We start from the raw sequence: 25373 nt of genomic DNA, 5'->3' as shown, positions 1-25373 counted from the left end.
CCCGTTCCATCCGTTTTCTTCACCTCTCCGCGGTTCCAACCTATTTCGCTCCACCGGCTGCGTGCCACCGATCCCGGACGCGCCCTACGGGCTTATTTCGCCCGTGATCGGTGTCACTCCGCCGGCTCCACTCAAACGGTTTTCCCCGCCGGAGAGGCAAAGAAAAACGATCAGCCAGGAGCAGGAGCAACACACATGGACACCCTCGAAGCGATCCTCCGTGACCAGACGGTCACCTACCTCGTCAGCAAGAACATCCTCTGCCCGCGCACCGGGGCCGTTCTCGACTCGCGCACCTGTGTCGTCTTCAACGACGCGGACGGGGATCCCGCGGTCGTCATCTCGCCCGAGGGCTGGCAGCAGATCGCGAAGGAGCCCGCCACCCTCGACCGCCTCGCGGAGCGCGGGATCACCGTCGACATCAACACCGCGCTGGCCGCAACCCGCTGAGAGGAACAGACCATGTACCGCACCGACACCGACACCGGCCTCGCGACCCCCGATCAGGTCGCCCTCATCATCACCGACCAGCGCGCTCACTGGGACCAGAACGCCGACGACAGCGACGACGTGATGCTCGCCGCCGTCCGCAACGCCCACGCCCTGCCGGGCGCCGAGCCCGTCGAGGACGACAGCTCCGCCCTCGCCGCCGCACTGATCGCGTTCCTCACCCCGGACCCCGCCCGCACCGCACCGGTCATCGACGCCGACACCGGATGCGCGACGCCCGAGCAGATCGGCCTCATCGTCGCGTTCGAGCGCAACTACTACGAGGAGCACGAGAGCTACAGCACCGAACGGCTGCTCGCGGGCGTCCGCAACACGCTCACCCTCCCCGGGGTGTGGGTGCTCGGAGGGTTCCCCGTCCGGGAGGACGGCACCGACCACGCCGCCGCGCTGATCGCGTTCCTCATCCCGGCGGTGACTACGTGATCGAGCGCAGCCGTGTCGATGAGCGGCCCGGGGCCGCGCGCGCGGCTCATCAGCTCTCGCGCCTGTCCAGCGGCCGACTCCAGCAGGAGGCCGACCGTGTGCGCCTGCACGGCGAGCGGCTGACGGGGCTGAGTCGGAAGACGAGCCGCCGCCTGATCGAGCAGGAGGAGGCGATCCGAGCGAACCGGATCGCCGCGGCGGACAGCGCCGCTGAGCGGCGGCTCATCGTCGGAGTGGTCATCGCGACGGGCGCTCTTCTCGCGGTCGGGCTGCGGCTGATCCTCACCTCAGGGCAGCTCCCTCCTCTGTTCTGACGAGCGGGCCGCGCTGACTTGTTGTCATGCTTACAAGTCGGACCTCGCCCACCGTCCCGCCTCCGCCCGCGCATCCCGTCAGGGCGAGCAGCAGTGCTCCTGCCAGTGCGATCCCTGCGGTCGTCCGCCTCATCGTGTCCCCCGATCACTCCGCCGCGGCACGTCGCCGGGCGCGTCACCTCGACGCCAACAGCAGCCGCCCGCCCGGACGGAGTCGTCCTGGCGGGCGGGCAGCCCCCGTCCCGGTCACGCGCGCGGGATGACCACCGAGACGCTCGCGCGCGAGGCGCGCGAGGCGCCCGAGACGGCCGTGACCGTGCCGGTGCCGGCGGCGATCGAGCTCTTGCCCGTGCGGAACACCTTGGTCACCGTGGCGCCCGGGGCGACCGCGGCCGAGGACGCCGTGCCGTAGGGCGTCACGACGGTCAGATCGGCGGCCGCGCGGCCGGTGTTCGTCGCCGTCACCGTGACGACGACCTTCCCGAGGATCAGCCGCGAGGTCGCCTTCGCGGTGACGGAGGCGCCGGGCGCAACGCTCGCTCCGGCCAGCGCCGTCGTCACGCCGTCGACGCGCGCGGTGATCGAGACGGTGCCGGCGGTGGAGCCGGTGCGGATCCGGGGGAGCGCGGCGACGCCGTCGGCGCCCGACAGCACCGCGGCGGTCGTCGCTCCGCTCTCGAAGGCCGCCGGCCCGGTGATCGCGAAGCCCACCGAGCGGCCCGCGAGGGCGCGACCGGAGGAGTCGCGCACCAGCACGGACTGCGCGAGGTCGCGCGTCGTCGCGGTCGGCACGCTCTGCAGCGTCCCGCGCGCCTCCGCCGAGGCCGCGAGGGCGATGCCGTTCACCTCGATCTCGGCCACGCCCGTGGACCCGCCGTACTCGCCGGCTCCCCACGCCGTGAACACGAGCCGCAGCGCCGTCGTGGTCACCGGAGCGAACGTCGCGCGGTTCAGCACGTCGCGCTCGCGGCCGGGAGCCGCTCCGCTCACGGGAGTCCAGACGTCGCCGACCAGGTGCTCGACCCGCCACGACCGCGCGGGGATCAGCCCGCGTCCGTCGGCGTCGGCCGCGTCGCTCGCGAACAGCACCGAGGCGCTGTCGACGGTCACGGCGCTCGGCCAGCGCAGCTCGACGTGCTGCTCTCCGACCCGGGGCCAGGAGCCCCAGATCGTCGAGGCGGCGCCGTCGGCGACCGCTCCGACCGAGGTCCACGGCGAGGTGTACGAAGCGCTCGTCGACGAGGCGAGCGGAGCGATGTCGCCGACGTAGTCGGTGCACGGCACGATCACGGTGACCGTCGCGGTCCGGGTGAGCTCGTCGATCCGGTCGACCCGCACGGACATGCCGGAGTTGAGCACTGCGCTCTCTCCGGCGAGCACGAACTCGTTCGCCTCGCTCGCGTCGCCCGGACGCTCGAGCAGGTCGCCGGCGTACGGCTGGCCCGGGTTCGAGCGCAGGATCTGCACGCCCGAGACGTCGCGGCGCACCTGGAAGGGACTCGTGTACGCGCCGCCGTCGGACGTCGTGTCGGCGCGGTCGTTGTACTGCGCCCAGTAGCGGATGCCCGTGTCCTGCGGGTCGTTCCAGGTGAGCGCACGCCGGCCGGCGGGTCCGGCTCCGAGGGTGTCGAGCGTCGTGGTGCGGGGTGCGCCGCAGACCGGCTGGCGGGTGTTCGGCAGCGTGCCCAGGCGCGCCAGCGACGGGGACGACAGCGGCAGGAACGACCAGGCGCCGCCCATCACGTCGGTCCGGTTGCCGTACTCCTCGCGGCGGCAGTCCGCGGGCAGCGGGGTGGAGGCGTAGTCGCGGGTCGTGGCGCAGTTCACGCTGTAGGCGTGCGGCAGCGAGAGGTTGTGGCCGAGCTCGTGCGCGAGGAAGTACGCGTCCGGTCCGGGCTGGAACGCGCGTCCGCCGTCATCGGGATCGCCGGACTGCTCGCCGTTGGCCCAGTTCGGGCACGGGTCACCCTCAGGCACCATGGCGACCAGGTGCTTGCCCGGTCCGCGCTGCCAGCCGGTCCTCTGCGCGATCCAGTCCTGCAGTCCGCCCGTGTTCGTGCAGCCGATCGGCTGGTCGACGACCTGCCAGTCGACGACCTGGTCGAGCTCGAAGCGGATCGCCCCGCTGGTCTCGCGGGAGTAGAACCGGTCGACGAGGTCGAGGGCGCGGACGGCGTCGGCGGTCGTGTACCCGCCCGGGACGGTGCCCTGCGGAGCGACGAGCGCGATCGTCACGCGGTGCGTCTGCACCTGGGCGCGCGCCGGGATCTCGACGTCGACGAAGTCGGCGTCGAGGGCGAGGGCGGCCTGCTGCGTCGTCGCGTCCGCCTCCGGCTCGATCACGGTGGGCTCGGCGTCCGGAGCCGCGACGGGGCGGTCCGGAGCGGGAGCGGGAGCGGCGGGAGCGGGGGCCACCGGAGCGGCCGCCGCTGGAGCCGCGGCGGGCCCTCCGGCGACGAGCCCGGAGGCCAGCAGCAGTCCGGTGAGCGCTCCAGGGAGCAGGGCGTGTCGTCGTCGCATGGTCGTCCTCTGGGTCGGTCCTCGCTGAGTGCCCCGAGCGGCAGCAGGCGGGGGCACGAGCTCCCGCCGACCTCCTCGCCGCTGAGGAGTCGGCTGACGTTACCGTGAACATCCGTGCAGGAACGGGCAGATGTCCCTCCGCGGCGGCCCCTTTCCGGGTGGGGACCAGAAATGACGAAGGCCGGGAGCGGGACCCCGGCCTTCAGCGACGATCAGATCTCGGTGTGCCCCAGATCCGCCGCGTCCAGCAGTCGGATCTCGGTCTCACATGCAGGGGTCGCAGGTGGGGGAGGGCCGGCCTTCCAGCCGGCCCGCGAGGGGCGATCCCCTCACACTCTCTAATGATCTCGGCTGGCCTGGTGCCGGCTGTCAGGCTGGTTCTGGCTCGCTCGGGCGTGACTCATCACACTCTTGACCGCTGTGTCTTGCTGGGGACCTGTCCGTCCGGGCGAGCTAGTACCGGCGTGACGCTGCGATGGCTTGATAGAAGGTTGTCCGCGACCTGGCTCGCGTGACTCATTAGAGAGATGCCTCCGCGGCGCATCCCACCTGGATGAACCCCTGAGGAGAAGAGGCCACATGATCGTCGCCCGCCACTACGACCACGTCGTCGGAGTCGACACCCACGCCCGCACACACACCTACGCGATCGTCGCCACTAAGACCGGCGAGATCCTCGGAACGAAAGCGTTCGCGGTGACGGCGGCGGCGATCGACAGAGCGATCGCCTGGGTGCGAGGCATCGCGGGCGGGTCGGTTCTGTTCGCGATGGAGGGTACGGGCTCCTACGGTGCATCGTTGGGTCGGGCGCTGCTGCGTGACGAGATCGTGTTCTGCGAGGTGCGGCCGCCGAAGAAGTCGAGCCGTGTCCGCGGCAAGACTGATGAAATCGACGCGATCGCTGCCGCGACCTCGGCGATGGGAATCGAGCTCGAGGCGCTGACTCGGCCGAAGGCCGACGGGCTGCGCAACGCGCTCCGAGTGACGCTTGATGCCCGCCGGGATATGGAAGTTCGTCGCACGAGCGCCCGGAACCAGCTCAACGCGTTGATTCGTACCGCGGACTTCGGGCTCGACACGAGGCGGGCACTCACCGATCGTGGTGTGCAGTAGCTCGCCAATCTGGACGCTAATCGTTCCGACGTGGCTGAGCGCATCATCCGCGCTGAAGCTGTCCGGCTGGCCTCGACCGTGATCGATCTTGGACGGCAGATGCGACACAACCGCGAAGCGTTAGCTGAGCTGGTCGAGCTTCTCGCGCCCGGGCTGCAGCCGATCTACGGCGTCGGCCCGGTCACCGCCGCAGTGGCAGTCGCGGCATACTCCCACCCGGGCAGGGTGCGGAGCGAGGCTGCTTTCGCAGCTCTCGCCGGAGTGAACCCGATTCCGGCGTCATCGGGGAACACGACACGTCACCGGCTCAACCGTGGCGGTGACCGTCAGCTCAATCGCGCGCTCGACGTGATCGCTCGCGTACGGATGGTGTCCGAGGCGCGCACGCGCGCGTACGTCGATCGACGAACGTCAGAGGGCCGAACTGTCCGCGAGATCAGGCGCAGCGTCAAGCGATACATCGCACGTGAACTATTCAAGGCGCTACAGGTCCGCATGGCGTTGTGCACCTAGCCGTATGAATGGGCGCCGAGCACGATGCGAGGGCGTCTGTTCGGCCGTCGACGAGCGTCAGAGGTGACGAGTCTTACGCGAGGGTGGTGGCGTCCTGATCGTCTAAGCGGAACACTGCGCAGCGCGGCGCGGCCGCTGCGAAATCGGCAGCGCTCGCCTCCGGGCCGACTTCGAAGATCTGAGCGGCGACTTTTCGGCCCTGGCTGTGCTGATGCCAGTACGCGCTGAGGATCGGGCCGCGCTGTTCAAGGGTCATCTCGGTGAAATTCACTGCCTCTCGTCGTCGGCCGCGCTGGATCTCGCCACGGCCGGCAGCCCTCACGTTCTTGACCCAGGACATCTTCTGTCCGGCGACCACGTACCGAGCCCCGTCCACGACAACGATCGAGACGGGTGTGGAGCGCGGCTCGCCGGAGACTCGGCCGACCACGGTCAGAACATGCGGAGGACCGGTGGTGATACCGATGTTGTTGAGGAACACGATCACCCTGTTGGCGTACTTCAGGAACGGGGGAAGGTTCTTGTCTTGTGGCATGTCCTACGACCTCGCTTCAGAACACGCGGCCCGTCGGGCTCGCTGCGGCGTCCAGTATCCACCGGGACCCCGTCGACTCCCTGACCGGCGCCGTGGGGTCTCAGGCCGAGACGACGACCGACCGCTTCATCGCGTGTTGGGTCTTGACTCGAAGCCATAGAAGGGTCCCCCGGGGAGCATGGCTTTAGTGGAAGTTGATCGTGGAGGGCGCAGGTGCCTTCCACGACTCTTCCTGATACGAGTGCGGGTCGTGAGCCTCGCGGGGCGGCTCCCCGAACGGATCCTTCGGCAGCGCCGTCGGCGCTGTGGTGAACTTCGCGCGGAGCGATGCGGCGATGGAGCGAATGCGGTAGATCACGGCGTTCATGTCGTTCTCCCGTTCGGGGTGATCAAGCGTCACCTGCCCGAAGCCTACCGACGTCGTTTCTCCGGCGGGGCGCGAGCTCCGCACGCGCAGCGGTGACGGAGCACCGCCGGCGGGAGCCGCTACGCGGCCGGATTACCCGTTTTCCTTACCTTGTTGCTCGGGCGGTTTCGGCACAGTCGTAGTGTGTCGATCGTCCGAGGACGGCAGGTATGGCTTCCCTGTTATCGCCGCTGCGACGGCTTGTGAAGAATGGCCGCCCGCCGTCCACCCGATGGTTCGACCGCTAATTGAGAGAAGCGAACAGATCGCTGCGTAAGGAAACGTCGGCGTGACCATCACCGCCACGAGGGAAGTGAAGGGAGCGGCCATGCCGCAGATTTGGGCCGGAATCGATGCGGGGAAGGGGCACCATCACTGCGTCGTCATCGACGCAGCCGGCGCCAAGCTCCACTCCGCCCGCGTCGCCAACGACGAGGCGGCGCTGCTCGATCTGATCGCTACTGTGACCGATCTCGCCGGTGTCCCTTCCGCTTCAGTGCACGGCGTTCCGTGTCGCGTGGCCGGCGCTGTTCTCTGTCGCCCTCGCAACCCTCGTTCTCCTGATCGTAGCGATGCACCTCAGCACGCCCTCGCGCGCTCGATGGCAGTGGCTGATGCTCGGCTCGGGTGCCGTCGGCGCCGTGACCAGCTGGGTTCCGGCTCTGCGTACCGCCGTGATCGTCGGTTGAGCAGCACACGGCACGACTACACGAGCAGGTGTTCCGCAAAGGGATGGTTCACCGGTCGCAGGGGCACCGCCTCACATTGGTGGCTACTGTCCGGCGATCATCGCGAGGGAGGGCGCCCGGCCCTTCTCGATGTGGGTGAAGGCGATCGACTCGGCGAGGCGGTCGTTGCCGGCGCGGATCGCGTCGAGGAGGCCGTGGTGCTCGTCGGACTGCTGGCGCTGGTCGCGTGCGCTGGTGAGGTAGAACAGCCACGTCATCCGCCCAGTGACGGCGCGCATCAGCGAGGAGAGCAGGGCGCTGCCGGCGACTTCGACGATTGCCTCGTGCACGACGGTCGAGGTCTCGGCGACCTCGAGCCAGTCCTCGCTGTCGAGGGCGCGGTGCTCCGCGTCGATCGCGTCGAGCAGCGGTTGCAGTGACGCACCGGCGGCGACGGCCTGTGCGGCCAGCCGCGCGGCGAGGGTCTCGAGGCTGAGTCGGACGTCGAAGAGTTCGACGACGTCCTCGATGCTCCACTGGGCGACGCGGGTGGAGCGGCGTGGGAGCATCCGCACGAAGCCCTCGTTGGCCAGCTGCGGCACGGCCTCGCGCACCGGCAGTCGTGAGACGTGCAGCTCGGCGGCCAGTGAGGCCTCGACCAGCCGCGATCCCTGCGAGTGCTGGCCGAGGATGATCTGCCGGCGCAGCGTCCGGTAGGTCTGGCTGGCGAGCGACTCCTCGGTGCTGGCGAGTGTCATGACGGTCCTCCTCGCGACGCCGGTGCGACCATTCAACACGCTCGGCCCTGCCTGTGCGGTCCGCCGGCCACCCCGCTCGGCCCCGCGCTCAGCCGCCGGGCCAGCTGCGCTCCTTCGGCAGCGGGCGGGCGTAGCTGTCGATCCGGCTCGTGCCGAGCCGCTGCCGGACGAGCGTCTCGACGAGCGCGGCCGCCGCCGCGACCCCGTCGACCACCGGCACGGGCAGCCGCGCGCCGACGTGCTCCTCGAGCCCCGCCATCCCCGCGCAGCCGAGGCAGATCACCTCGGCGCCGCGGGCGATCGCGCGCTCGCCCGCCGCGACGAAGGCGTCGAGGGTCGCCTGCGGATCCTCCTCCAGCTCGAGCACGCCGAGGCCGGTGTCCTCGATCGCGGCGCAGTGCGCGATCAGGCCGGCGGTGGTGAGGCTGTCCTCGATCTGGCCGACCGCGCGGCGGACCGTGGTGACCACTCCGTAGCGGCGGCCGAGCAGCATCGCGAGGTGCGCGGACGCCTCCGTGATGTCGACGACGGGCACGTCGAGCAGCTCGCGGGCGCCCTCGCGGCCGTGCTCGCCGAAGCCCGCCATCACGACGCCGTCGATGCCGGCCGGCAGCCGCTCGAGGGTGTGCAGGACGGCGGCGGCGCTGAGGAAGCTGTCGTACCAGCCCTCGGCCGAGGCGACGCCCCAGCTCGGCGTGATCGCGACGATCTCGGTGCCCGGCCCGACGGCGAGCCGGGCGCGGGCGGCGGCCGTCTCGGTCATCGACTCGGTCGTGTTGCAGTTGACGACGGCGATGCGCATCAGCGGCCCGCCGCCGCGGGGACCCCGGACAGGCGGATCTCGCTGCCCGCGTCCCGCAGCCGCGCCAGATCGATCAGCGCGGCGGCGACCGCGAGGTCCTGCGCGGCGAGGCCGACGGAGTCGAACACGGTGATCTCGTCGTCCCGGGTGCGGCCGGGAGCGGTGCCGGCCACGACGTCGCCGAGCTCGAGCAGCCCGGCCGCCGCGTCGAGGGCGCCCTCCGCGATCGCGAGGACGAGGTCTCCGGACTTCGCCCGCGCGGTGGCCGCGCTGTCGACGACGAGCGTGCCGAGCGCCATCGCCGCGGAGTCGAGCTCGCGGTGCTCCGGCCGCGGACGGGCGCCCACGGCGTTCACGTGCTGGCCGGCGTGCAGCCAGGCGCCGCGCACGATCGGCTCGACCGACGGCGTCAGCGTGCAGAGCACGTCGGAGCGCTCGGCGACGGCCCGCGGATCCGCGGCGCGGGTCACGGGGCGACCCACCGCCTCCTCGAACCGGTCGAGCGTCGCGTCCGACCGCGACCAGACCACGATCTCGTCCAGGTCGCGCACCGTCTGCAGCGCGCGGACGTGCGCGACGGCGAGGTTGCCGGCGCCGATCAGCCCGAGCACCCGGCTGTCCGCCCGGGCGAGATGCCGGGTGGCGACCGCGGAGGCGGCGGCGGTGCGCGCCCGGGTGATCAGCGCTCCGTCCAGGACGCCCACGCACTCCCCGGTGAGCAGCGAGGTGACCAGGATGGTCGAGCGCTGCGTCGGCAGCCCGCGCGCCGCGTTGCCGGGCAGGTCGGCCATCAGCTTCACGGCGGCCAGGCTCAGGGCGTCGGAGCGGACCGCCATCGGCAGGATCAGCCCGTCGTCCTCGCCCGCGAGGGCCGTCGGCGCGCCCTGGTGCAGCGCCCCGGAGCCGAGGTCCGCGAACACCTGCTCGACCGCGCCGAGCACGTCGACGTCGGGGAGCAGCCCGGCGATCTGCTCGAAGGCGAGGACGAGCGTCATCAGCGCGCGCCGACCGTCGTGCGGCCGGTCAGCTCGGCGAGGGAGGGGGCGCGGGTGACGAGCCCGGCCTCCGCGAGGATCCGCATCCAGCGGTCGGAGGCGGCCTCGTCGATCACGGTCGTGTCCCAGACCCCGCCGGCGGCCATCTCGTCGGCGGCCTCGTGCAGGAGCACCGGGTCGCGGTCGGGCCAGCGCGCGGCGAGCACCGCGTCGATCTCGGCGCCGGCCTCGCCCGCCGTGATCCGCTGCATCGCCGTCTCGATCGCGTCGACGAAGCGCTCGGTGCGGTCGGCGAGCTCCTCGACCCGCTCGGTGCGGGTGTAGTAGACGCTGTTGGGCATCACGCCCGCGTCGAGGTGGCGGAAGACGATCTGCCCGCCGCCGGCCGCGACGAGCTCCTTCGCGGAGAGCAGGTCGAGCACGATCGCGTCGCCGAGGCCGTCGCGGTAGAGCTCGAGCATCATCGCCGTGGACAGGTCGCGCCCCCAGCGGGTGGCGGAGACGTCGAGGCCGGCCTCGCGGATCAGGCCTGCGGTGAACTCGAACGGCGCGCTGCCGCCGGCGCCCGGGGCGAGCACGACCTTGCCGGCCAGCCAGTCCAGGCCGACCGGTCCGGAGCCGTCGCGGGCCACGATCGTCATCGGGAAGCGGTGGTTGAGCTGGCCGACGACGGTCAGCTCACGGCTGGTGCCGGCGTACATCCCGGGGACCCAGAGCCCGCCGAGGGCGAGGTCGGCGGCACCGGAGTCGAGGTCGTCGAGGACGCCGGTCCAGGGGTCGCAGGCGGTGGCGGTGACGGCGAGGCCGCGCTCGGCGAACAGGCCGCCGACGTCGGCGACGTACTCGGGGAGGTAGTTGAGTCCGTTGGCGGTGGCCGAGACGGTGAGGGTGTCCATGGTGCTCCTTGTGGTGCTGTCCGGTGGTGGGTCGCGCCCCCGGCGCCGGAGCGCCGGGGGCGGGGGTGGGTCAGTGGGCGGCGGCGGCGATCGCGTTCTCGTTGACGTCCTCGAGCGAGCGTCCCCGGGTCTCCGGGGCGAAGCGGGAGGCGACGACGAGCACCGCGTACATCACGGCGGCGAGGCCGAAGACGCCGGCGAAGGCGAACGAGCCGTAGAGCGCGACGGCGAGGAACGGCATGACCGCTCCGGCGATGTTGCCGATGCCGTTGACGATCGAGGCGCCGGAGGCGCGGATCGCGGTCGGGAAGATCTCGGCGGTCCAGGTGGCGAGGGTGGTGTTGGTGACCATCGTGAAGAACTGGAAGAGCGCGCCGAGCATCAGGATCGCCCCGGTGCCGTTCCCGAAGCCGGCGAAGGCGAGCGCGGTGAGGCAGCCGAGGACTCCGGCGGCGCCGACGGCGGTGCGGCGGCCGACGCGACCGGCGATCAGGGCCGCGGTCGTCGCTCCGAGGAGCGAGCCGATGTTCATGATCATCGTGTAGAGCAGGCTCTCCGAGACGGAGTAGCCGCGCTCGACCAGCAGGGTCGGCATCAGGAAGTTCAGCGTGACCTGCGAGCCGAAGGCCATCCAGGACGCGACGCCGAGGGCGGCGGTGCGGCGGATCACCGGGCGGCTGAAGACCGTGGCGGGGGAGGCGGACATCCGCACGGGCGGCAGGTCGTCGGGCGACAGCTCGACGGGCGGGCGGTCGGTGGTGGGGGTGAGCGAGTTCGAGGCGAGGATCGCGAGCGAGCGGTTCGCCTCCTCCGTGCGGCCCTGCGAGAGCAGCCAGCGCGGCGTCTCCGGCAGCTTGCGGCGGTAGAAGACGACCAGCAGCGCGGGGACGGCGAGGATCACGAACGACCAGCGCCACACCGAGTCGGGGCCGCCGAGCGGGGTCTCCAGCGGGCCGAGCAGCAGCAGGAACAGGCCGTAGGAGAGGAAGTTGCCCAGGCCCCCGGCGCCGACGTTGACGGCGCCGATCGCGGTGCCGCGGAAGCGGGTGGAGACCATCTCGGAGAGCATGACCAGGCCGATCATGAACTCGCCGCCGATGCCGATGCCGACGATCAGGCGGCTGACGAGCAGCATCTCGTAGTTCATCGCGACGGCGCTGAGCAGGCCGCCGAGCGTGTAGATCAGCAGGTTGAGGCTGAGCGAGAAGCGGCGGCCGTAGCGGTCGGCGAGGTAGCCGGCCAGCACGCGGCCGATCAGTCCGCCGATGACCGTGGCGGTGTTGATCGTCGTGAGCTGGACGTCGCCGATCTGCAGCGTCTCCTTGATGTGGCTGCCCATGGCACCCACCGAGTTCTGCTCGAGGGTGTTGAAGAACTCCCCGGCGAGGATCAGTAGGAAGATCCAGAACTGCGCGCGGGTGAAGCCGATGGAGTCGAGGACGGAGGCGACCGTGTGTCCAGAGGCGGGCGGAGCGGTGGTGCGGGATACAGCTGACATGTGTAGCTCCCAGCAGGGCGAGGGGGGAAGCGGCTCCAGAGTGATGGTCACCGCGAGGACTCCTCTTTTGTATCCCAAACACCGTTTCGGGCAGGTTTCCACGATGCTACAACCTTCCTCTGAGCCGCAGTGACCGCGCAGAACCGCATACACCTCGAAACGTTCGCTGGCGGTGGTATACAAAAGGGCCTCGATGCGCGCAGGGGCTACATGGACCCGTAATGCGGGAGATGTGGGGCACGAGCCGCCGTCGTCATGCGTCTCACGACCCCGGCTGGCCGCGTCTTCAGGCCCCCCGAGGAGTAGGGGCGGCGACCTGAGATGCGAACCCGGATCGTCGCGCTCCTCGTTGAGCTGCGCGGGCGCCTTCTCGGCGAAGCTATCCGCCACCCCGCCGCTTCACCGTCGGGCCCGTCGTCACCGCAGCTGTCGTCGAGACCGTCGATCACAGCGTTCTTCCCACGCTCGTCCGCAGATCTTGAGCAGCGCCGGGTTCAGCTAATCCGGCGTCCCGTATGGGGATCGTTCACCGGTACACGCGCACGCAGTAGAACCGGCCGCGGGATCCCGCGGCGAGCAGTGTCCCGACAACCCCGCCCGATGAAGAGTCCCGCTGAGGCACCCCACTCGAAACGGTCCTCGTGGCGCCCCGACGAAGGCGAGCTGCTCCGCGGCGCCGCTGCCTGCGTGCTCCGTCCGGTCGCGACGGCGACGTGTTCCGGTGAAGCGACGCCGTCGGCGACCTGCGGGTCGGGCCGCTGCCGTCACTCGCCGAGCCTGAGGCGGCGCTCGGCATCGGAAGCGATCGCGGCGCCGCTCCCTCCGCCCGGCCGCTCGAGCAGCGGGGGAGCGCCCCCGGTCTCGTGGTGAACGTTCACGTGCAGGCTCCACCCCGCACTTGTCCCGGCCCCTCCCGCCCGCCTAGCGTGGTGCGTGAACGTTCACGCCGACGACGCCGCGAAAGGGTCCCCATGACCGACTCCACCCCGACCGCTCCCGCACCCGGCTGGGCGGTGCTCGGCCCCGGCAGCATCGCGCGCCGGTTCCTCTCCCAGCTGCCGGCGAGCGACCGCGGCGCCCGGCTCGTCGCGGCGGGCAGCTCCGACCCGGGGCGCGCCGCGGCCTTCGCCGCCGAGGCCGTCGAGCACGGCTTCGCGGACGCGACCGCCGGCGATTACGCCGCGGTCCTCGCCGATCCGCGGGTCACCGCGGTCTACATCTCCACCGTGCACACGGGTCATGCCGCGCTCGTCCTGCAGGCGCTCGAGGCCGGCAAGGCCGTGCTCTGCGAGAAGCCGCTCGCCGTCAATCACGGCACGGCGATGGCCCTGGTCGACGCCGCCCGCAGCGCCGGTCTGCCGCTGGTCGAGGCGTACATGTACCGCTTCCACCCGCAGACCGCCGCGCTGCTCGAGCTCGTCCGCGACGGCGCGATCGGCGACGTCGTGCACATCGACGCCTCCTTCTCGTTCCGCACCCCGTCCCGCGAGGGCCGCCTGTACGACGTCGCGACGGCCGGAGGAGGCGTCCTCGACGTCGGCGGATACACCGTCACCGCCGCGGCGGCCGTGGTGCAGGCCGCGACCGGTGCCGCCGTCGCGGAGCCCGTCGAGTTCGACGCGAAGGGCAGCCTCGGCCCGACCGGCGTCGACGAGTGGAGCGTCGCCCGCGCGACCTACCGGGGCGGCATCACCGCCACCCTCCGCACCGGAGTGGCGCTCGACGACGTGAACGCCCTCACGATCCACGGGACGCGCGGCCGGCTGCACGTGGCCGACCCGTGGTTCGGTGCGTCCGACGCGGGCATCGAGATCAGCGTCGTGGGGGAGGAGCCGCGCATCCTCACGTTCGAGGGGGAGAGTCCCTACGCGCTCGAGGCGGATGCGACGACCGACGCCCTGGCGGCCGGATCCGTCGAGGCGCCGCAGATGACGCTCGAGGAGACGCTCGCGACGTCCCGCACGCTCGACCGCTGGCGCGCCGCGATCGGCCTGCGCTTCCCGTTCGAGGCCGAGACCGCGGACATCCCGACGGTGTCCGGACGGCCGCTGCGCGCGGCGTCGGACACCCCGATGCTCTTCGGCGAGATCCCCGGCGTCGGCAAGCGGATGTCGCGGCTCGTGATGGGCGTCGACAACCAGCCGGATCTGGCGCACGCCTCGGCGATCTTCGACGCGTTCGTCGAGCAGGGCGGCACCGCCTTCGACACCGGCTACATCTACGGCGACGGCGAGATGGAGGGCCGCCTCGGACGGTGGATCCGCAACCGCGGCATCCGCGAGGACGTCGTCGTGATCACCAAGGGCGCGCACACCCCCTACTGCGACCCGGAGTCGCTCTCCCGGCAGCTGCTCGAGAGCCTCGAGCGGCAGGGCACCGACTACGCCGACATCTACCTGATGCACCGCGACAACCTCGAGGTGCCGGTGGGGGAGTTCGTCGACGTGATGGACGAGCACCAGCGCGCCGGGCGGATCCGCGCCTACGGCGTCTCGAACTGGACGCCGGCGCGCTTCGACGAGGCGCAGGAGTACGCCCGCACTCACGGGCGGGCCGGGTTCCAGGCGCTGAGCGACCACTTCGGCCTGGCCGAGGCGTACGACGTGCCGTGGGAGGGCTGCGTCCACGTCACCGACCGGGCGTCGAAGGAGTGGCTGGTCGAGCGGCAGATCCCGCTGCTGCCGTGGTCCTCGCAGGCCCGCGGCTTCTTCACCGGCCGCGCCCGCCCGGACGACACCAGCGACGCCGAGCTGGTGCGCTGCTACTACGGGCCGAACAACTTCGAGCGACTGCGCCGGGCCGAGGAGCTGGCGGCCGAGCACGGTGTCGGAGCGACGGCGATCGCGCTGGCCTACGTGCTCGCGCAGCCGTTCCCCACCTTCCCGCTCTTCGGGCCGCGCACGATCACCGAGCTGCGCTCGTCGATGCGCGGCCTGTCGATCGAGCTGACTCCGGAGCAGACGGCATGGCTCGACCTCCGCGCCTGAGCGGTGCCGAGGCCGGCGGCCGCGCGACGATCCACGACGTCGCGGCCGCCGCCGGGGTCTCCCGCCAGACCGTCACCCGCGCGATGAACGGCATGCCGGGCATCAGCGAGGAGACGAAGCGGCGGGTCCTCGACGCCGCGGAGCAGCTGTCCTACCGCCCGTCGCGGTTCGGCCGCGGCCTGGTCACCGGCGGCGAGCACCAGCTCGGGCTCGTCGTCGACGACCTGCGGAATCCGTGGTCGCCGGAGCTCGCCTCGGCCGTCGTCCGGGTCGCGGCGGCGCGGGGCTGGAACGTGTCGCTCGCGGACGTGGGCCTCGCCGCCGACTCCGACCGGATGATCCAGGCGCTGGGCGCGCAGACCGACGCGGTGATGGGCACCTTCGGCGATCGTGCTGCGGAGTGGATCGAGCGGCTCGGCTCCGTGCCCGTCATCGAGCTCGACCCGACCGGCGATCCGCTGCGCGCCGCGGTGCTGCTCGACCACTCCGAGGCCGTCGAGGCGCTGGCCGATCATCTGGCGGGATCGGGCGTGAGGCGCCCGGTGGTCGTCGACGTCTCGCGGGATGCCCGGCCGAGCCGGCGAGCGGAGCTTCTGATCCGGGCCTTCTCCGCGCGCGGACTCCAGGCCTCCGTCGTCCGCGCCGAGGGCCCCACCGCCCAGGCGGCCGCGGACGCGACCGAGCGGATCATCGCTCGGCCCCGGGTCGCCGACGCGATCGTCGCGTTCAACGACCTCTGCGCGCTCGGCGTGCTCTCCGCCTGTCGTCGGGCGGGTGTGGACGTGCCCGGCGACGTCCGGGTGGTCGGGATCGACGGCCTCTCGATCGGGCGGCTGCTCGCACCGACGCTGACCACCCTCGCCGTCGACCTCGACGAGCTCGCGCGGCACGCCCTCGACCTCGCGGTCGCCATGATCGCCGGCGAGCTCCCGCGGGGCGGCCCAGACGTCCACCGCACCGTCCGTCACCAGCTGGTGCTCCGCGAGTCGGCCTGATCGCCCGCCGATCGCGCGGACGGACTCGCCCGCGTGCGCGGCGCGGATCTCCTCGTAAGCGGCTCGATACTCAGCCGGGCGATCCGGTCACCGGTCCGCGAGCTCGTCCAGCGCCGCGAGGATCTTCCTGCGGTCACGGTGCAGCTTCCACCAGCTGACCGTGTGGCGAGCGGTGATCAGGCCGAGCTCCACCAGGTCGCGGAGGCCCTCCTCTACTCGCCGCCCGCTCGCTCCCCGAATTCCACGAGCTTCGCGAACAGGTCCTCGATCAGCCAGCGGGTGTCGAACGCCTCGCAGACCCGGATCGTGTGCGGCCCTGCGTCGGGCAGGAGCTCGCCGTCCGCGGAGAACCGCGGCGCGCGGCGCTCCCGCCAGCGCCCGCCGGCGGGGTTCATCACGGCGCCGATGGCCGGGCTGTCGCCCAGCGATCGGAAGTCGAGCGGACCGTACGGGATGGTGTCGTTGAACGCGATCAGCTGGTCCACCAGGTAGTCCCCGAGCGGGCTCGTGCCGCGCAGCCGGGTCCGCAGCTCGGCGTGCCCGACTCCGACTCCGGAGTACACGGGCATCGGGATCTGCCAGAGGGCTATGCCCGACTCGAGCACCAGATTCGCGGCGTCGACGTCGTTGATCAGATTGAACTCGGGGCTGTAGGCGGGGATCTCGTCGTAGGGCGGGCCGCCGACCCAGACGACCACGATGTCGCGGGAGGCGATCGTCGGCTCGAGCAGCAGGGCGGCGGCGACGTCGGTCAGCGGCCCGAGCACGGCGATCCACAGCCGGCCGTCGTCGCGCAGAGCCTCCGCGACGATCAGGCGGGCGCCGTCCGACGCCGCCGCGGGCAGGGCCGATTCGGCGCCGTCGACGACGGTCACCGTCGATCCCGCCAACTCCACGATGCGGTCGATCTCGGCGCGCGACTCCGGCATGCTCCCCGGCCGGCCGAAGTGCGCCGCCACCAGACCGCGGACGTCGAGGGTGTCGGTCAGCAGCGCCTGGACGATCGCGAACTGGTCGTCGGCCTCGTTCGCGGCGTCGGTGCTGACGATCAGGCGGTGCGGGGGAGGCGGGGTCATGCGGACTCGCGCTGCACGAGGGTCGTCGCGAGGATCGGCTGCCGGTCGACCGGGCGGCCCTGCACGACGGCGACGACGGTCTCGGCGGCGACGCGGCCCATGTCCTCCAGGGGCTGCCGGATGGTCGTGAGGGTCGGATCCGAGGTGGTCGCGATGACGACGTCGTCGAAGCCGATGACGGAGACGTCGGCGGGGACGCGGCGGCCGGACGCCTGCAGGACGCGGATCGCGCCGTTGGCCATCAGGTCGGAGGAGGCGAAGACGCCGTCGAGGTCGGGGTGGCGCTGCAGGAGGCGGGCCATTGCGGCCGATCCGCTCTCGAGGGTGAAGGCGCCGTGCACGATCGGGCTGGAGTCGAGGCCGAGCTCGGTCAGCTCGTCGCGCCAGCCGCGGATGCGGTCGCGGGCGGGCTCCATGTCGTGCGGGCCGGCGATGATGCCCAGGCGCCGGCGGCCGGAGTCGGCGAGCGCGCGGGCGGCGAGGCGGCCGCCTCCGTAGTTGTCGGAGTCGATGACGATCGCGTCCTCGGGCAGGGCGACCCGCGGGCGGCCGACCCAGGCGATCGGCACGGGGGAGTCGGCCAGCGCCTGCGCGAGGTGGGTGATCTCGTGCTGGAGGATCACGATCGCGCCGTCGACGGCCCGCGAGCGGAGGAAGCGGGGGATGCGGTCGCTGTCGTCGTGGTCGGCGGGCAGCAGCACGGGCTGCACCTCGCCGGCGTAGAGGCCCTTCGCGGCGCCCTTCAGCACCGAGGTGAAGAACGTCCCGGTGAGGCTGTCGAGCTCGTTGAAGGCGACGATCAGGGCGATGGCCCCGGCCCGCCCGCCGCGGAGCATCCGGGCGGCGCTGTTCGCCTCGTAGCCGAGGGACTTCGCGGCGCGCTCGACCGCGGCGGTCATCCGGACGTCGACATTGGTGCCGCCTGCGAGCACACGGGCGGCGGTGGCGCGCGAGACGCCCGCGGCCTGGGCGACGTCCACCAGCGTGGGTCGAGTCATGCTGCTTCCTTCTGCGAGGGGAGGTTCCGGCTTCCGCGCCTCCCCGCGGAGCACGGTGGGGAGAGCGTCGGAGTGAAGACTCGCACGGGGCGGCGGGCGGCCGTCCGGAACTGCTCGATTTGCGAAACTTCCCTTTGATACTAGGCGGAGATCGTTATCTCGCGGAGACCGGTTCTCGCTTGCATCGTGCTCGCGGGCGGGTTAGGTTGGCCGCCAAGAGATCGTTCTCTGAGGCCCGCCCTCACCGAAACCCTGCGAATCCCCAACGAAGAGGAATTGTCGTGAAAAGAAGCCTGACGGCCGTAGCCGCAGCAGCAGCAGTAGTCGCGCTCACCCTGACCGGGTGCTCGTCCGGAGGGGGAGGAGGCGCCTCGGACGACCCGAACGCCGAAGCCACCTTCTGGTCCTTCACCGGCATCAACGCCAAGGACAGCGTCGACGAGTACCTCGCGAAGATGCCCGACGCGAAGATCAAGCTCTCCGAGGTCGGCAGCACGACCGAGACCGCCACCGCCCTCACCGCGGCCCTCGCCGGCGGCAAGGTGCCCGACCTGGTCATGATCCAGAACGACGACCTGCCCCAGTTCGTCGCCAACAGCTCGAACTTCCTCGACCTGCGCACCCTCGGCGGCGACGACGTCGCCTCCACCTACCTCCCGTGGGCCGCCTCCGCCGCGACCGCCGACGACGGCTCCGTCGTGGGCGTCCCGACCGACGTCGGCGGACTGGGCTTCGCCTACCGCGCCGACCTCTTCGAGCAGGCCGGCCTGCCGACCGAGCCCGACCAGGTCGCCGAGCTCTGGAAGGACTGGCCGTCCTTCATCGAGACCGGCAAGAAGTACACCGAGGCGACCGGCAAGCCGTTCGTCGACAACATCGAGACCAGCGTCTTCTTCTCGACCGTCAACCAGGTCTCGGAGAAGTACTACTCGCCCGACGGCGAGCTGGTCTACGACACCAACCCGCAGGTGAAGGACGCGTTCCAGGTCGCCGTGGACACCAAGGACGCCGGCATCAGCGCCGGCATCGCCGCCTGGTCCTCGGGCTGGGCCCCGGGCCGCGCGAACGGCGCCTTCGCCGTGACGATCGCCCCCTCGTGGATCCTCGCCGGCATCAAGACCGACGCCCCCGACACCGCCGGCAACTGGCGCGTCACCAGCGTCCCCGGCATCGGCGGCAACTGGGGCGGCAGCGTCATCGCCATCCCCGCCCGCGCCGAGCACCCCGAGGCCGCCTGGCAGTACATCAAGACGATGATGTCGGCCGAGGGCCAGACCGACCACTTCAAGGCCTCGGGCACGCTGCCCGCCGCCACCGAGGCGGTCGCCAGCGAAGAGGTCCAGTCGTACACCGACCCGTTCTTCGGCGACTCGAAGATCGGCGAGGTCATGGCCACCTCCGTCGAGCAGTTCCCGTCCTTCTACAACGGACCGGACACCACCCCGATCAACGGGGCGCTCCTCAACACCCTCGTCGAGCTGGAGGCCGGCAACGTGACCTCCGACAAGGCGTGGTCGACCGCACTCGACACGGCCAAGCAGGCCATCGGCGGCTGATCGCCCCACCCACCCGAGCGGCCCGGCGCCTCGCGCGCCGGGCCCCTCCCCCCTTTCTCGACGGAGGTACTCCCGTGTCAACGGTGACAGCAGCACCACCCCGCAAGCAGCGCAAGCAGCCCAGCGCGCCGGTCCAGAAGGCCGCGCGGATCCGCAACTCCCTCTCGGAGCGGATCGCCCCCTACGCGTACGTCGCGCCCTTCTTCATCATCTTCATCGTCTTCGGGCTCTTCCCGCTCCTGTTCACGTTCTACGTCTCGCTCTTCGACTGGAACCCGATCGGCGAGCAGACCTTCGTCGGCATCGCGAACTTCCAGCAGCTCTTCGCCGACTCCCGGTTCTGGAACGCGCTGGTCAACACCTTCGGCATCTTCATCATCTCGACGGTGCCCCAGCTGCTGTTCGCCCTCTTCCTCGCGCACCTGCTGAACCACGCCCGCCTCCGCTGGGCGAACTTCTTCCGCATGGCGCTGCTGGTGCCGTACATCACCTCCGTCGCGGCGACCGCGATCGTGTTCGCGCAGATCTTCGATAAGAACTTCGGCTTGATCAACTGGTTCCTCGGCATCTTCGGACTGCCGTCGATCAACTTCCTCGCCACGAACTACGGCTCCTGGATCGTCATCTCGACGATGGTCTTCTGGCGCTGGTTCGGCTACAACACGCTCCTCTACCTGGCGGGCCTGCAGTCGCTGCCCCGCGAGATGTTCGAGGCGGCCTCCGTCGACGGCGCGTCCAGCTGGCAGCAGTTCCGCCACCTGACGATCCCGGCGCTGCGCCCGATCATCGTCTTCACCGTGATCATGTCGACCATCGGCGGTCTGCAGATCTTCACGGAGGCGCTCCTGGTGGCCCCTGAATCGGGCCTCACCTGCGGCGCCGGCCGGCAGTGCCAGACGCTGGCGCTCTTCCTCTACGAGCAGGGCTTCGGCCAGTTCAAGTTCGGCTACGGATCCGCCATCGGCGTCGTGCTGTTCGTGATCGTGGTCCTCGTCTCCCTCCTCAACTTCTACCTCTCCACCCGCACCCGGAAGGAGGCCGTCTGATGTCGGATGTGATCGACCAGGCCGTCCCGCAGACGCTGGCCCCCACGGTCCAGAAGGCACAGCTGCCGAAGCGGCGCGGGAAGGGCGGCGGAGTCGGCTGGCCGACCTACGTCTTCCTCGTGATCGCGGTGCTCGTCTCGATCTTCCCGCTCTACTACATGTTCGTCGTCGCGTCGGTCGGAGCGACCGCCGTCACGTCGATCCCGCCGCGCCTCTACCCGGGCACGAACTTCATGGCGATCGCCGAGAAGGTGTTCGACACCGTCCCGTTCATCGCCTCGATGCTGAACAGCCTCATCGTGTCGCTGAGCATCGCCGTCATCTCGGCGATCCTCTGCGCGATGGCCGGCTTCGCCTTCGCGAAGCTGCAGTTCCCGGGCCGCAACGTGCTGTTCCTGATCGTGCTGCTGACCATGACGGTGCCGGCGCAGCTGAGCATCATCCCGCAGTACCTGATCGTCTCGGCGCTCGACTGGGTCGACACCCTCCAGGCGATCATCGTGCCGGGCCTGGCCAGCGCCTTCGGCATCTTCTGGATGCGGCAGCACATGTCCACGACGGTCAGCGACGAGCTGATCCAGGCGGCCCGCATCGACGGCGCCAACTCGTGGCAGCTGTTCTGGCGCATCGCCTTCCCGGTGGTCCGCCCCGCGGCGTTCGTCCTCGGACTGATCACCTTCACCGCGGTCTGGAACGACTTCATGTGGCCGTTCATCGTCCTCAAGTCGCCGGAGCTGTTCACGGTGCAGATCGCGCTGAAGCAGCTGCAGGCCAACCGCTCGATCGACGTCGCCCTGGCGATGGGCGGATCGTTCATGGCCACCCTCCCGCTGCTGATCGCGTTCTTCTTCGTCGGCCGCCGGATGGTGTCCGGGATCATGGACGGGGCGTTCAAGGGCTGATGCACGACGCTTCCCCAGCACTGCCCGGGACGGACGCCGTGCGTCCTCCCGGGCGGGACTGGCGGGACCGCGCTCTGCCTCCGGCCGAGCGCGCCCGCCTCCTGACCCAGGAACTCACCCTCGAGGAGAAGGCGGCGCAGCTCGGCTCCGTCTGGCTCACCGACTCCGCCGACGACTTCGCTCCGAAGCTCGACGACGGGCCCGCCGCGGGCGACGACCTCTTCACCGGCGGCCTCGGCCAGCTGACCCGTGTGTTCGGCACCGAGCCGGTCACCGTCCCGGAGGGCGTCCGCCGGCTCCGCGAGCTGCAGGAGCGCGTGGTCGCCGGCAGCCGCCTCGGCATCCCGGCCATCGCGCACGAGGAGTGCCTCACCGGCCTGGCCGCGTACGGCGCGACCGCGTTCCCCACTCCGCTCGCCTGGGCGGCCACCTTCCACGAGGAGCTCGTGGGCGAGATGGCGGAGGCGATCGGCTCGGACATGCGCGCCCTCGGCATCCACCAGGGCCTCGCCCCGGTCGTCGACGTCGTGAAGGACTACCGCTGGGGCCGCGTCGAGGAGACCCTCGGCGAGGACCCGTACCTGGTCTCGCAGCTCGGCGCCGCCTACGTCGCGGGGCTGGAGGGGACCGGCGTCGTCGCGACGCTGAAGCACTTCGCCGGGTACGCCGCCTCCCGCGGCGCCCGCAACCACGGACCCGTCAGCATGGGGCCGCGCGAGCTCGCCGACACGGTGCTGCCTCCGTTCGAGGCCGCTCTGCGGCACGGCGGCGCCCGCAGCGTGATGACGTCGTACACCGACATCGACGGCGTGCCCAGCAGCGCCAGCCGGCACCTGCTGACGACACTGCTCCGCGACCGCTGGGGCTTCGAGGGCACGGTCGTCGCCGACTACTGGGCGGTGCCGTTCCTCCAGGCCATGCACCACGTCGCGGTCGACGCGGCCGACGCGGGGCGCCTGGCGCTGCACGCCGGGGTCGACGTCGAGCTGCCGCAGACGGCGGCGTACGGCGAGCTGCCGCGCCTGATCCGCGAGGGCGTCGTCGACGAGGCCGACCTCGACCGCTCCGTGGCCAGGCACCTCCGCCACAAGTTCGAGGCGGGCCTGCTCGACGGCGGCCCGCTGGTGCCCGAGGGAGCCGAGGACGTCGACCTCGACAGCGCCCGCAACCGCGCGATCTCGTCGCGGATCGCGGAGGAGTCGGTCGTGCTGCTGCGCGACGAGGACGTCGCGGGGCTGCTGTCCTCCGGCTCGCTCGCCGTCGTGGGACCGGCCGCGGACCAGTTCCGCAGCCTGGTCGGCTGCTACGCGTTCCCCAACCACGTGCTCTCCAAGCACCCTGGGCACGACCTCGGCCTGTCGATCCCGACGGTGCTGACGGCGCTGCAGGAGGAGTTCGGAGCGTCGCGCGTGCGCTTCGCGGAGGGCGGCTCGATCACCTCCGCGTCGACCGACGGCGTGCAGGAGGCGGTGGACCTCGTCCGCGGCTCCGATGCGGCGGTCGTCGTGGTCGGCGACATCGCCGGGCTCTTCGGCGACGGCACCTCGGGCGAGGGCTGCGACGCGGCCGACCTCCGCCTCCCCGGAGCGCAGGAGCCGCTGGTGACGGCCGTGCTCGAGACCGGCGTGCCCACCGTGGTGGTCGTCCTCTCGGGCCGGCCCTACGCGCTCGGGGCGTTCGGAGCGGCGCGCGGACTCGTGCAGGCGTTCTTCCCGGGAGCGGACGGGGCGGCTGCGGTCGCCGGCGTGCTCTCGGGCCGCGTGGCTCCGACCGGGCGCCTGCCCGTGCAGATCCCACGGCTCCCGTCCGCGTCGACCACGTACCTGCAGCCGTCGCTCGGGCTCTCGAACCCCGGGATCACGGCGCTGGACGCGACTCCGCTCTACCCGTTCGGCTACGGGCTGACCCGCGGCGCGGTGACGTATACGGCGCTGGCGACGGCGGCGGAGCTGCCGGTCGGCGGATCGCTCGACGTGGCGGTATCGCTCCGGAACGACGGCGCCGACACGGTCGAGGTGGTGCAGCTCTACGCGGGCTACCCGACCTCGGCGGTGGTGCGGCCGGTCGCGCAGCTCATCGGCTTCGCGCGCGTGCCGATCGCGGCGGGCGAGACGCTGACGGTGCACTTCCACGTCGACGCGGCCCGGCTCGCGGTGACGGGGGAGGACGGCCGGCTCGCCGTGGACCCGGGGCCGCTGCGGCTGACGGCCGGCGCCTCGGCGGCGGACGCGGCGGTGACGGCGGAGGTGTCGATCACAGGGGAGCGGCGGTTCCTCGCCGAGCGGGCGCTGCGGACCCCCTGGTCGGTGGCGCGAGGCTGAGCGGTCGGCGCCTCAGGGGGGAGGCGCCGGCCGCTCGCGGGGGCGGGCCGGTGGTGCCGGCTCGCGAGTCCGCAGAAGTCGCGGTGCTCGAGTGCGGGACCTGCGACTTCTGCGGGGTCGGCGGCCCGGAGCGCGACGGCCGCGTAGCACCGGAGGCGCACAGCGCAAGGGGCCCGCGCGAGCCGGGGGCCCGGCCTAGCGTGGAAGGAGCGGCGCCGCCGGTGGCGGGCCGCGGAGAAGACCGATGCAGAGGAGAGTCATGCCCGCCCTGACCGACACGTTCACGCTGTCCAACGGAGTCGCCATCCCGAAGATCGGGTTCGGCACCTGGCAGATCCCCGACGGCCCCGAGGCCTACGACGCGACGACCGCCGCGCTCGAGGCCGGCTACCGCCACATCGACACCGCCCGCGCCTACGGCAACGAGGCGAGCGTCGCCCGGGCACTGCGCGACAGCGGCGTCCCGCGCGACGAGGTGTTCATCACCACCAAGCTCCCGGCCGAGGTGAAGGACTACGAGGGCGCGAAGGCGAGCTTCGAGACCACCATGGCGGCGCTCGAGCTCGACCACGTCGACCTTTACCTCATCCACGCCCCGTGGCCCTGGCAGGACATGGGCTCGGACCACCGCGAGGGCAACATCGCGGCGTGGAAGGCGATGGAGGAGATCCTCGAGGCCGGTCGCTCGCGCGCCATCGGCGTCTCGAACTTCCAGGTCGCCGATCTGGAGTCGCTGATCGCGGCGACCGACGTGGTGCCGCACGCCAACCAGATCCGCTGGTTCGTCGGCAACACCCAGGACGAGACGACCGCCTACTGCAAGGAGCACGGCATCCTCGTCGAGGGGTACTCGCCCCTCGCGACGGGCGGCCTGCTCGACAACTCCGACATCGGCGAGATCGCCGCGAAGTACGACAAGTCGGTGGCGCAGCTCTGCATCCGCTACCTGCTCGAGAAGGACGTGCTGCCGCTGCCGAAGTCGACGACGCCCTCGCGCATCGTCGAGAACGCCGATGTCGACTTCGAGATCTCGTCCGAGGACCTCGCGCACCTCGACTCGCTCGTCGACACGGAGTCCTGACCCGCGGGCGCCCGCTCCTGACGGTCCGGAGGCCGTCGCACTCGAGCTCGAGCGCGGCGGCCTCCGTCGTCTCGGCGCGTCCTGCGCCGCCTCCGTTCGCGCGTGCGCAGGAGTTGTCGCACTCGAAGTCGAGTGCGACAAGTCCTGGCTTCTCGCCGGACTCCTCCGATCGCGGTTCCGCGAGTGCGCAGGAGTTGTCGCAGTCGGTCTCGAGTGCGACAACTCCTGGAGTCTCGGGGTGCTCGGCATAGGAGCGACGGGCGTCCGGCGTCCCGAGGCCGGTCGCGAGTGCGCAGGAGTTGTCGCAGTGGGCGTCGAGTGCGACGACTACTGGCTTCTCGTCGGGCTCATCCCGATCGCGGTTCCGCGAGTGCGCAGGATTTGTCGCAGTCGGTCTCGAGTGCGACGACTCATGGCTTCTCGCCGAGGCGAGCCGGGGCGAGGCGGGGCGGGGCGGGGC

22 protein-coding genes and 1 pseudogene are annotated in these 25373 nt (G+C 71.4%); 13 read left to right on the top strand and 10 right to left on the bottom strand.

What is annotated here, in order from left to right:
• Positions 1-195 precede the first annotated feature (195 nt).
• From C5C46_RS09490 to C5C46_RS09480, 3 genes are read left to right on the top strand one after another with little or no spacing between them, the layout of a single operon-like run.
• Entirely contained in the window at positions 196-450 is a 255-nt protein-coding gene (locus C5C46_RS09490; RefSeq protein ID WP_104223237.1) for a hypothetical protein, read from the top strand.
• A gap of 12 nt (positions 451-462) precedes the next feature.
• Entirely contained in the window at positions 463-933 is a 471-nt protein-coding gene (locus C5C46_RS09485) for a hypothetical protein (protein WP_104223236.1), read from the top strand.
• Entirely contained in the window at positions 930-1247 is a 318-nt protein-coding gene (locus C5C46_RS09480) for a hypothetical protein (protein WP_104260266.1), read from the top strand. The genes C5C46_RS09485 and C5C46_RS09480 overlap by 4 nt, the downstream gene beginning before the upstream one ends.
• A gap of 246 nt (positions 1248-1493) precedes the next feature.
• Here the strand turns inward: C5C46_RS09480 and C5C46_RS16905 are convergent, their stop codons facing one another.
• Positions 1494-3767, bottom strand: a complete 2274-nt coding sequence (locus C5C46_RS16905) for an Ig-like domain-containing protein (protein ID WP_181136511.1) — start codon at positions 3765-3767, stop codon at positions 1494-1496.
• 579 nt (positions 3768-4346) lie between these two features.
• On the opposite strand from C5C46_RS16905, the gene C5C46_RS17115 reads away from it, so the two are divergent.
• Positions 4347-4880: a transposase gene (locus tag C5C46_RS17115; RefSeq protein ID WP_219812283.1), complete on the top strand. Its 534-nt coding sequence runs from the start codon at positions 4347-4349 to the stop codon at positions 4878-4880.
• Positions 4881-4910: 30 nt separating this feature from the next.
• Entirely contained in the window at positions 4911-5393 is a 483-nt protein-coding gene (locus C5C46_RS17110) for a transposase (RefSeq protein WP_219812282.1), read from the top strand.
• A 73-nt stretch (positions 5394-5466) separates the two neighbouring features.
• On the opposite strand, the gene C5C46_RS09465 is transcribed toward C5C46_RS17110, so the two are convergent.
• Both C5C46_RS09465 and C5C46_RS09460 read right to left on the bottom strand, forming a co-directional pair.
• A complete protein-coding gene (locus tag C5C46_RS09465) occupies positions 5467-5928 on the bottom strand; it encodes a nitroreductase family deazaflavin-dependent oxidoreductase (RefSeq protein WP_104226502.1) in 462 nt (153 codons plus the stop codon).
• Between the two features lie 184 nt (positions 5929-6112).
• Positions 6113-6328, bottom strand: a complete 216-nt coding sequence (locus C5C46_RS09460; RefSeq protein ID WP_146076862.1) for a hypothetical protein — start codon at positions 6326-6328, stop codon at positions 6113-6115.
• Positions 6329-6662: 334 nt separating this feature from the next.
• Between C5C46_RS09460 and C5C46_RS09455 the strand changes: the two are divergent.
• A pseudogene (locus tag C5C46_RS09455) lies at positions 6663-6812 on the top strand (transposase); the annotation flags it as partial.
• A gap of 294 nt (positions 6813-7106) precedes the next feature.
• On the opposite strand, the gene C5C46_RS09445 reads toward C5C46_RS09455, so the two are convergent.
• From C5C46_RS09445 to C5C46_RS09425, 5 genes are all read right to left on the bottom strand, one after another.
• Positions 7107-7760 carry a GntR family transcriptional regulator gene (locus tag C5C46_RS09445; protein WP_104224667.1) on the bottom strand — a complete coding sequence of 218 codons (654 nt, stop codon included), beginning with the start codon at positions 7758-7760 and terminating at the stop codon, positions 7107-7109.
• A gap of 88 nt (positions 7761-7848) precedes the next feature.
• Positions 7849-8562, bottom strand: a complete 714-nt coding sequence (locus C5C46_RS09440) for an aspartate/glutamate racemase family protein (protein ID WP_104226500.1) — start codon at positions 8560-8562, stop codon at positions 7849-7851.
• Entirely contained in the window at positions 8562-9557 is a 996-nt protein-coding gene (locus tag C5C46_RS09435) for an ornithine cyclodeaminase family protein (protein ID WP_104226499.1), read from the bottom strand. Before C5C46_RS09435 ends, C5C46_RS09440 begins: the two co-directional genes overlap by 1 nt.
• The gene (locus C5C46_RS09430) at positions 9557-10453 is read right to left on the bottom strand and encodes an ABC transporter substrate-binding protein (RefSeq protein WP_104224670.1); all 897 of its coding nucleotides are present in this window, start codon (positions 10451-10453) and stop codon (positions 9557-9559) included. The genes C5C46_RS09435 and C5C46_RS09430 overlap by 1 nt, the downstream gene beginning before the upstream one ends.
• A gap of 70 nt (positions 10454-10523) precedes the next feature.
• Entirely contained in the window at positions 10524-11951 is a 1428-nt protein-coding gene (locus C5C46_RS09425; protein ID WP_104224671.1) for an MFS transporter, read from the bottom strand.
• A gap of 971 nt (positions 11952-12922) precedes the next feature.
• On the opposite strand from C5C46_RS09425, the gene C5C46_RS09420 reads away from it, so the two are divergent.
• Complete coding sequence (locus C5C46_RS09420; RefSeq protein ID WP_104226498.1) at positions 12923-14938, top strand: aldo/keto reductase; 2016 nt, start codon at positions 12923-12925, stop codon at positions 14936-14938.
• Complete coding sequence (locus C5C46_RS09415) at positions 14917-15933, top strand: LacI family DNA-binding transcriptional regulator (RefSeq protein ID WP_104226497.1); 1017 nt, start codon at positions 14917-14919, stop codon at positions 15931-15933. Before C5C46_RS09420 ends, C5C46_RS09415 begins: the two co-directional genes overlap by 22 nt.
• 212 nt (positions 15934-16145) lie before the next feature.
• Here C5C46_RS09415 and C5C46_RS09410 read toward each other — a convergent pair whose 3' ends face one another.
• Positions 16146-17009, bottom strand: a complete 864-nt coding sequence (locus C5C46_RS09410; RefSeq protein WP_104226496.1) for a nucleoside hydrolase — start codon at positions 17007-17009, stop codon at positions 16146-16148.
• Positions 17006-18007, bottom strand: a complete 1002-nt coding sequence (locus C5C46_RS09405; protein ID WP_104224675.1) for a LacI family DNA-binding transcriptional regulator — start codon at positions 18005-18007, stop codon at positions 17006-17008. The genes C5C46_RS09410 and C5C46_RS09405 overlap by 4 nt, the downstream gene beginning before the upstream one ends.
• Positions 18008-18288: 281 nt before the next feature.
• Here C5C46_RS09405 and C5C46_RS09400 point away from each other — a divergent pair, with 281 nt between their 5' ends.
• The 5 genes from C5C46_RS09400 (at position 18289) to C5C46_RS09380 (ending at position 24913) form a co-directional block, all read left to right on the top strand.
• On the top strand, positions 18289-19563 hold the full coding sequence (locus C5C46_RS09400; RefSeq protein WP_104226495.1) for an extracellular solute-binding protein: 1275 nt from the start codon (positions 18289-18291) through the stop codon (positions 19561-19563).
• An 83-nt stretch (positions 19564-19646) separates the two neighbouring features.
• Positions 19647-20609, top strand: coding sequence for a carbohydrate ABC transporter permease (locus C5C46_RS09395; protein ID WP_104224677.1), 963 nt, complete (start codon positions 19647-19649; stop codon positions 20607-20609).
• The gene (locus C5C46_RS09390; RefSeq protein ID WP_104224678.1) at positions 20609-21511 is read left to right on the top strand and encodes a carbohydrate ABC transporter permease; all 903 of its coding nucleotides are present in this window, start codon (positions 20609-20611) and stop codon (positions 21509-21511) included. Before C5C46_RS09395 ends, C5C46_RS09390 begins: the two co-directional genes overlap by 1 nt.
• On the top strand, positions 21511-23832 hold the full coding sequence (locus tag C5C46_RS09385) for a glycoside hydrolase family 3 N-terminal domain-containing protein (RefSeq protein WP_104226494.1): 2322 nt from the start codon (positions 21511-21513) through the stop codon (positions 23830-23832). Before C5C46_RS09390 ends, C5C46_RS09385 begins: the two co-directional genes overlap by 1 nt.
• 259 nt (positions 23833-24091) lie before the next feature.
• Positions 24092-24913, top strand: coding sequence for an aldo/keto reductase (locus C5C46_RS09380; RefSeq protein ID WP_104226493.1), 822 nt, complete (start codon positions 24092-24094; stop codon positions 24911-24913).
• The last annotated feature ends 460 nt before the right edge of the window (positions 24914-25373 follow it).

It is taken from the genome of Rathayibacter sp. AY1E6 (assembly GCF_002931115.1).
Taxonomy (GTDB): Bacteria; Actinomycetota; Actinomycetes; order Actinomycetales; family Microbacteriaceae; genus Rathayibacter.
Note: the sequence above shows the minus strand (reverse complement) of the source record. Positions and strands in the feature narration are given on the sequence as shown.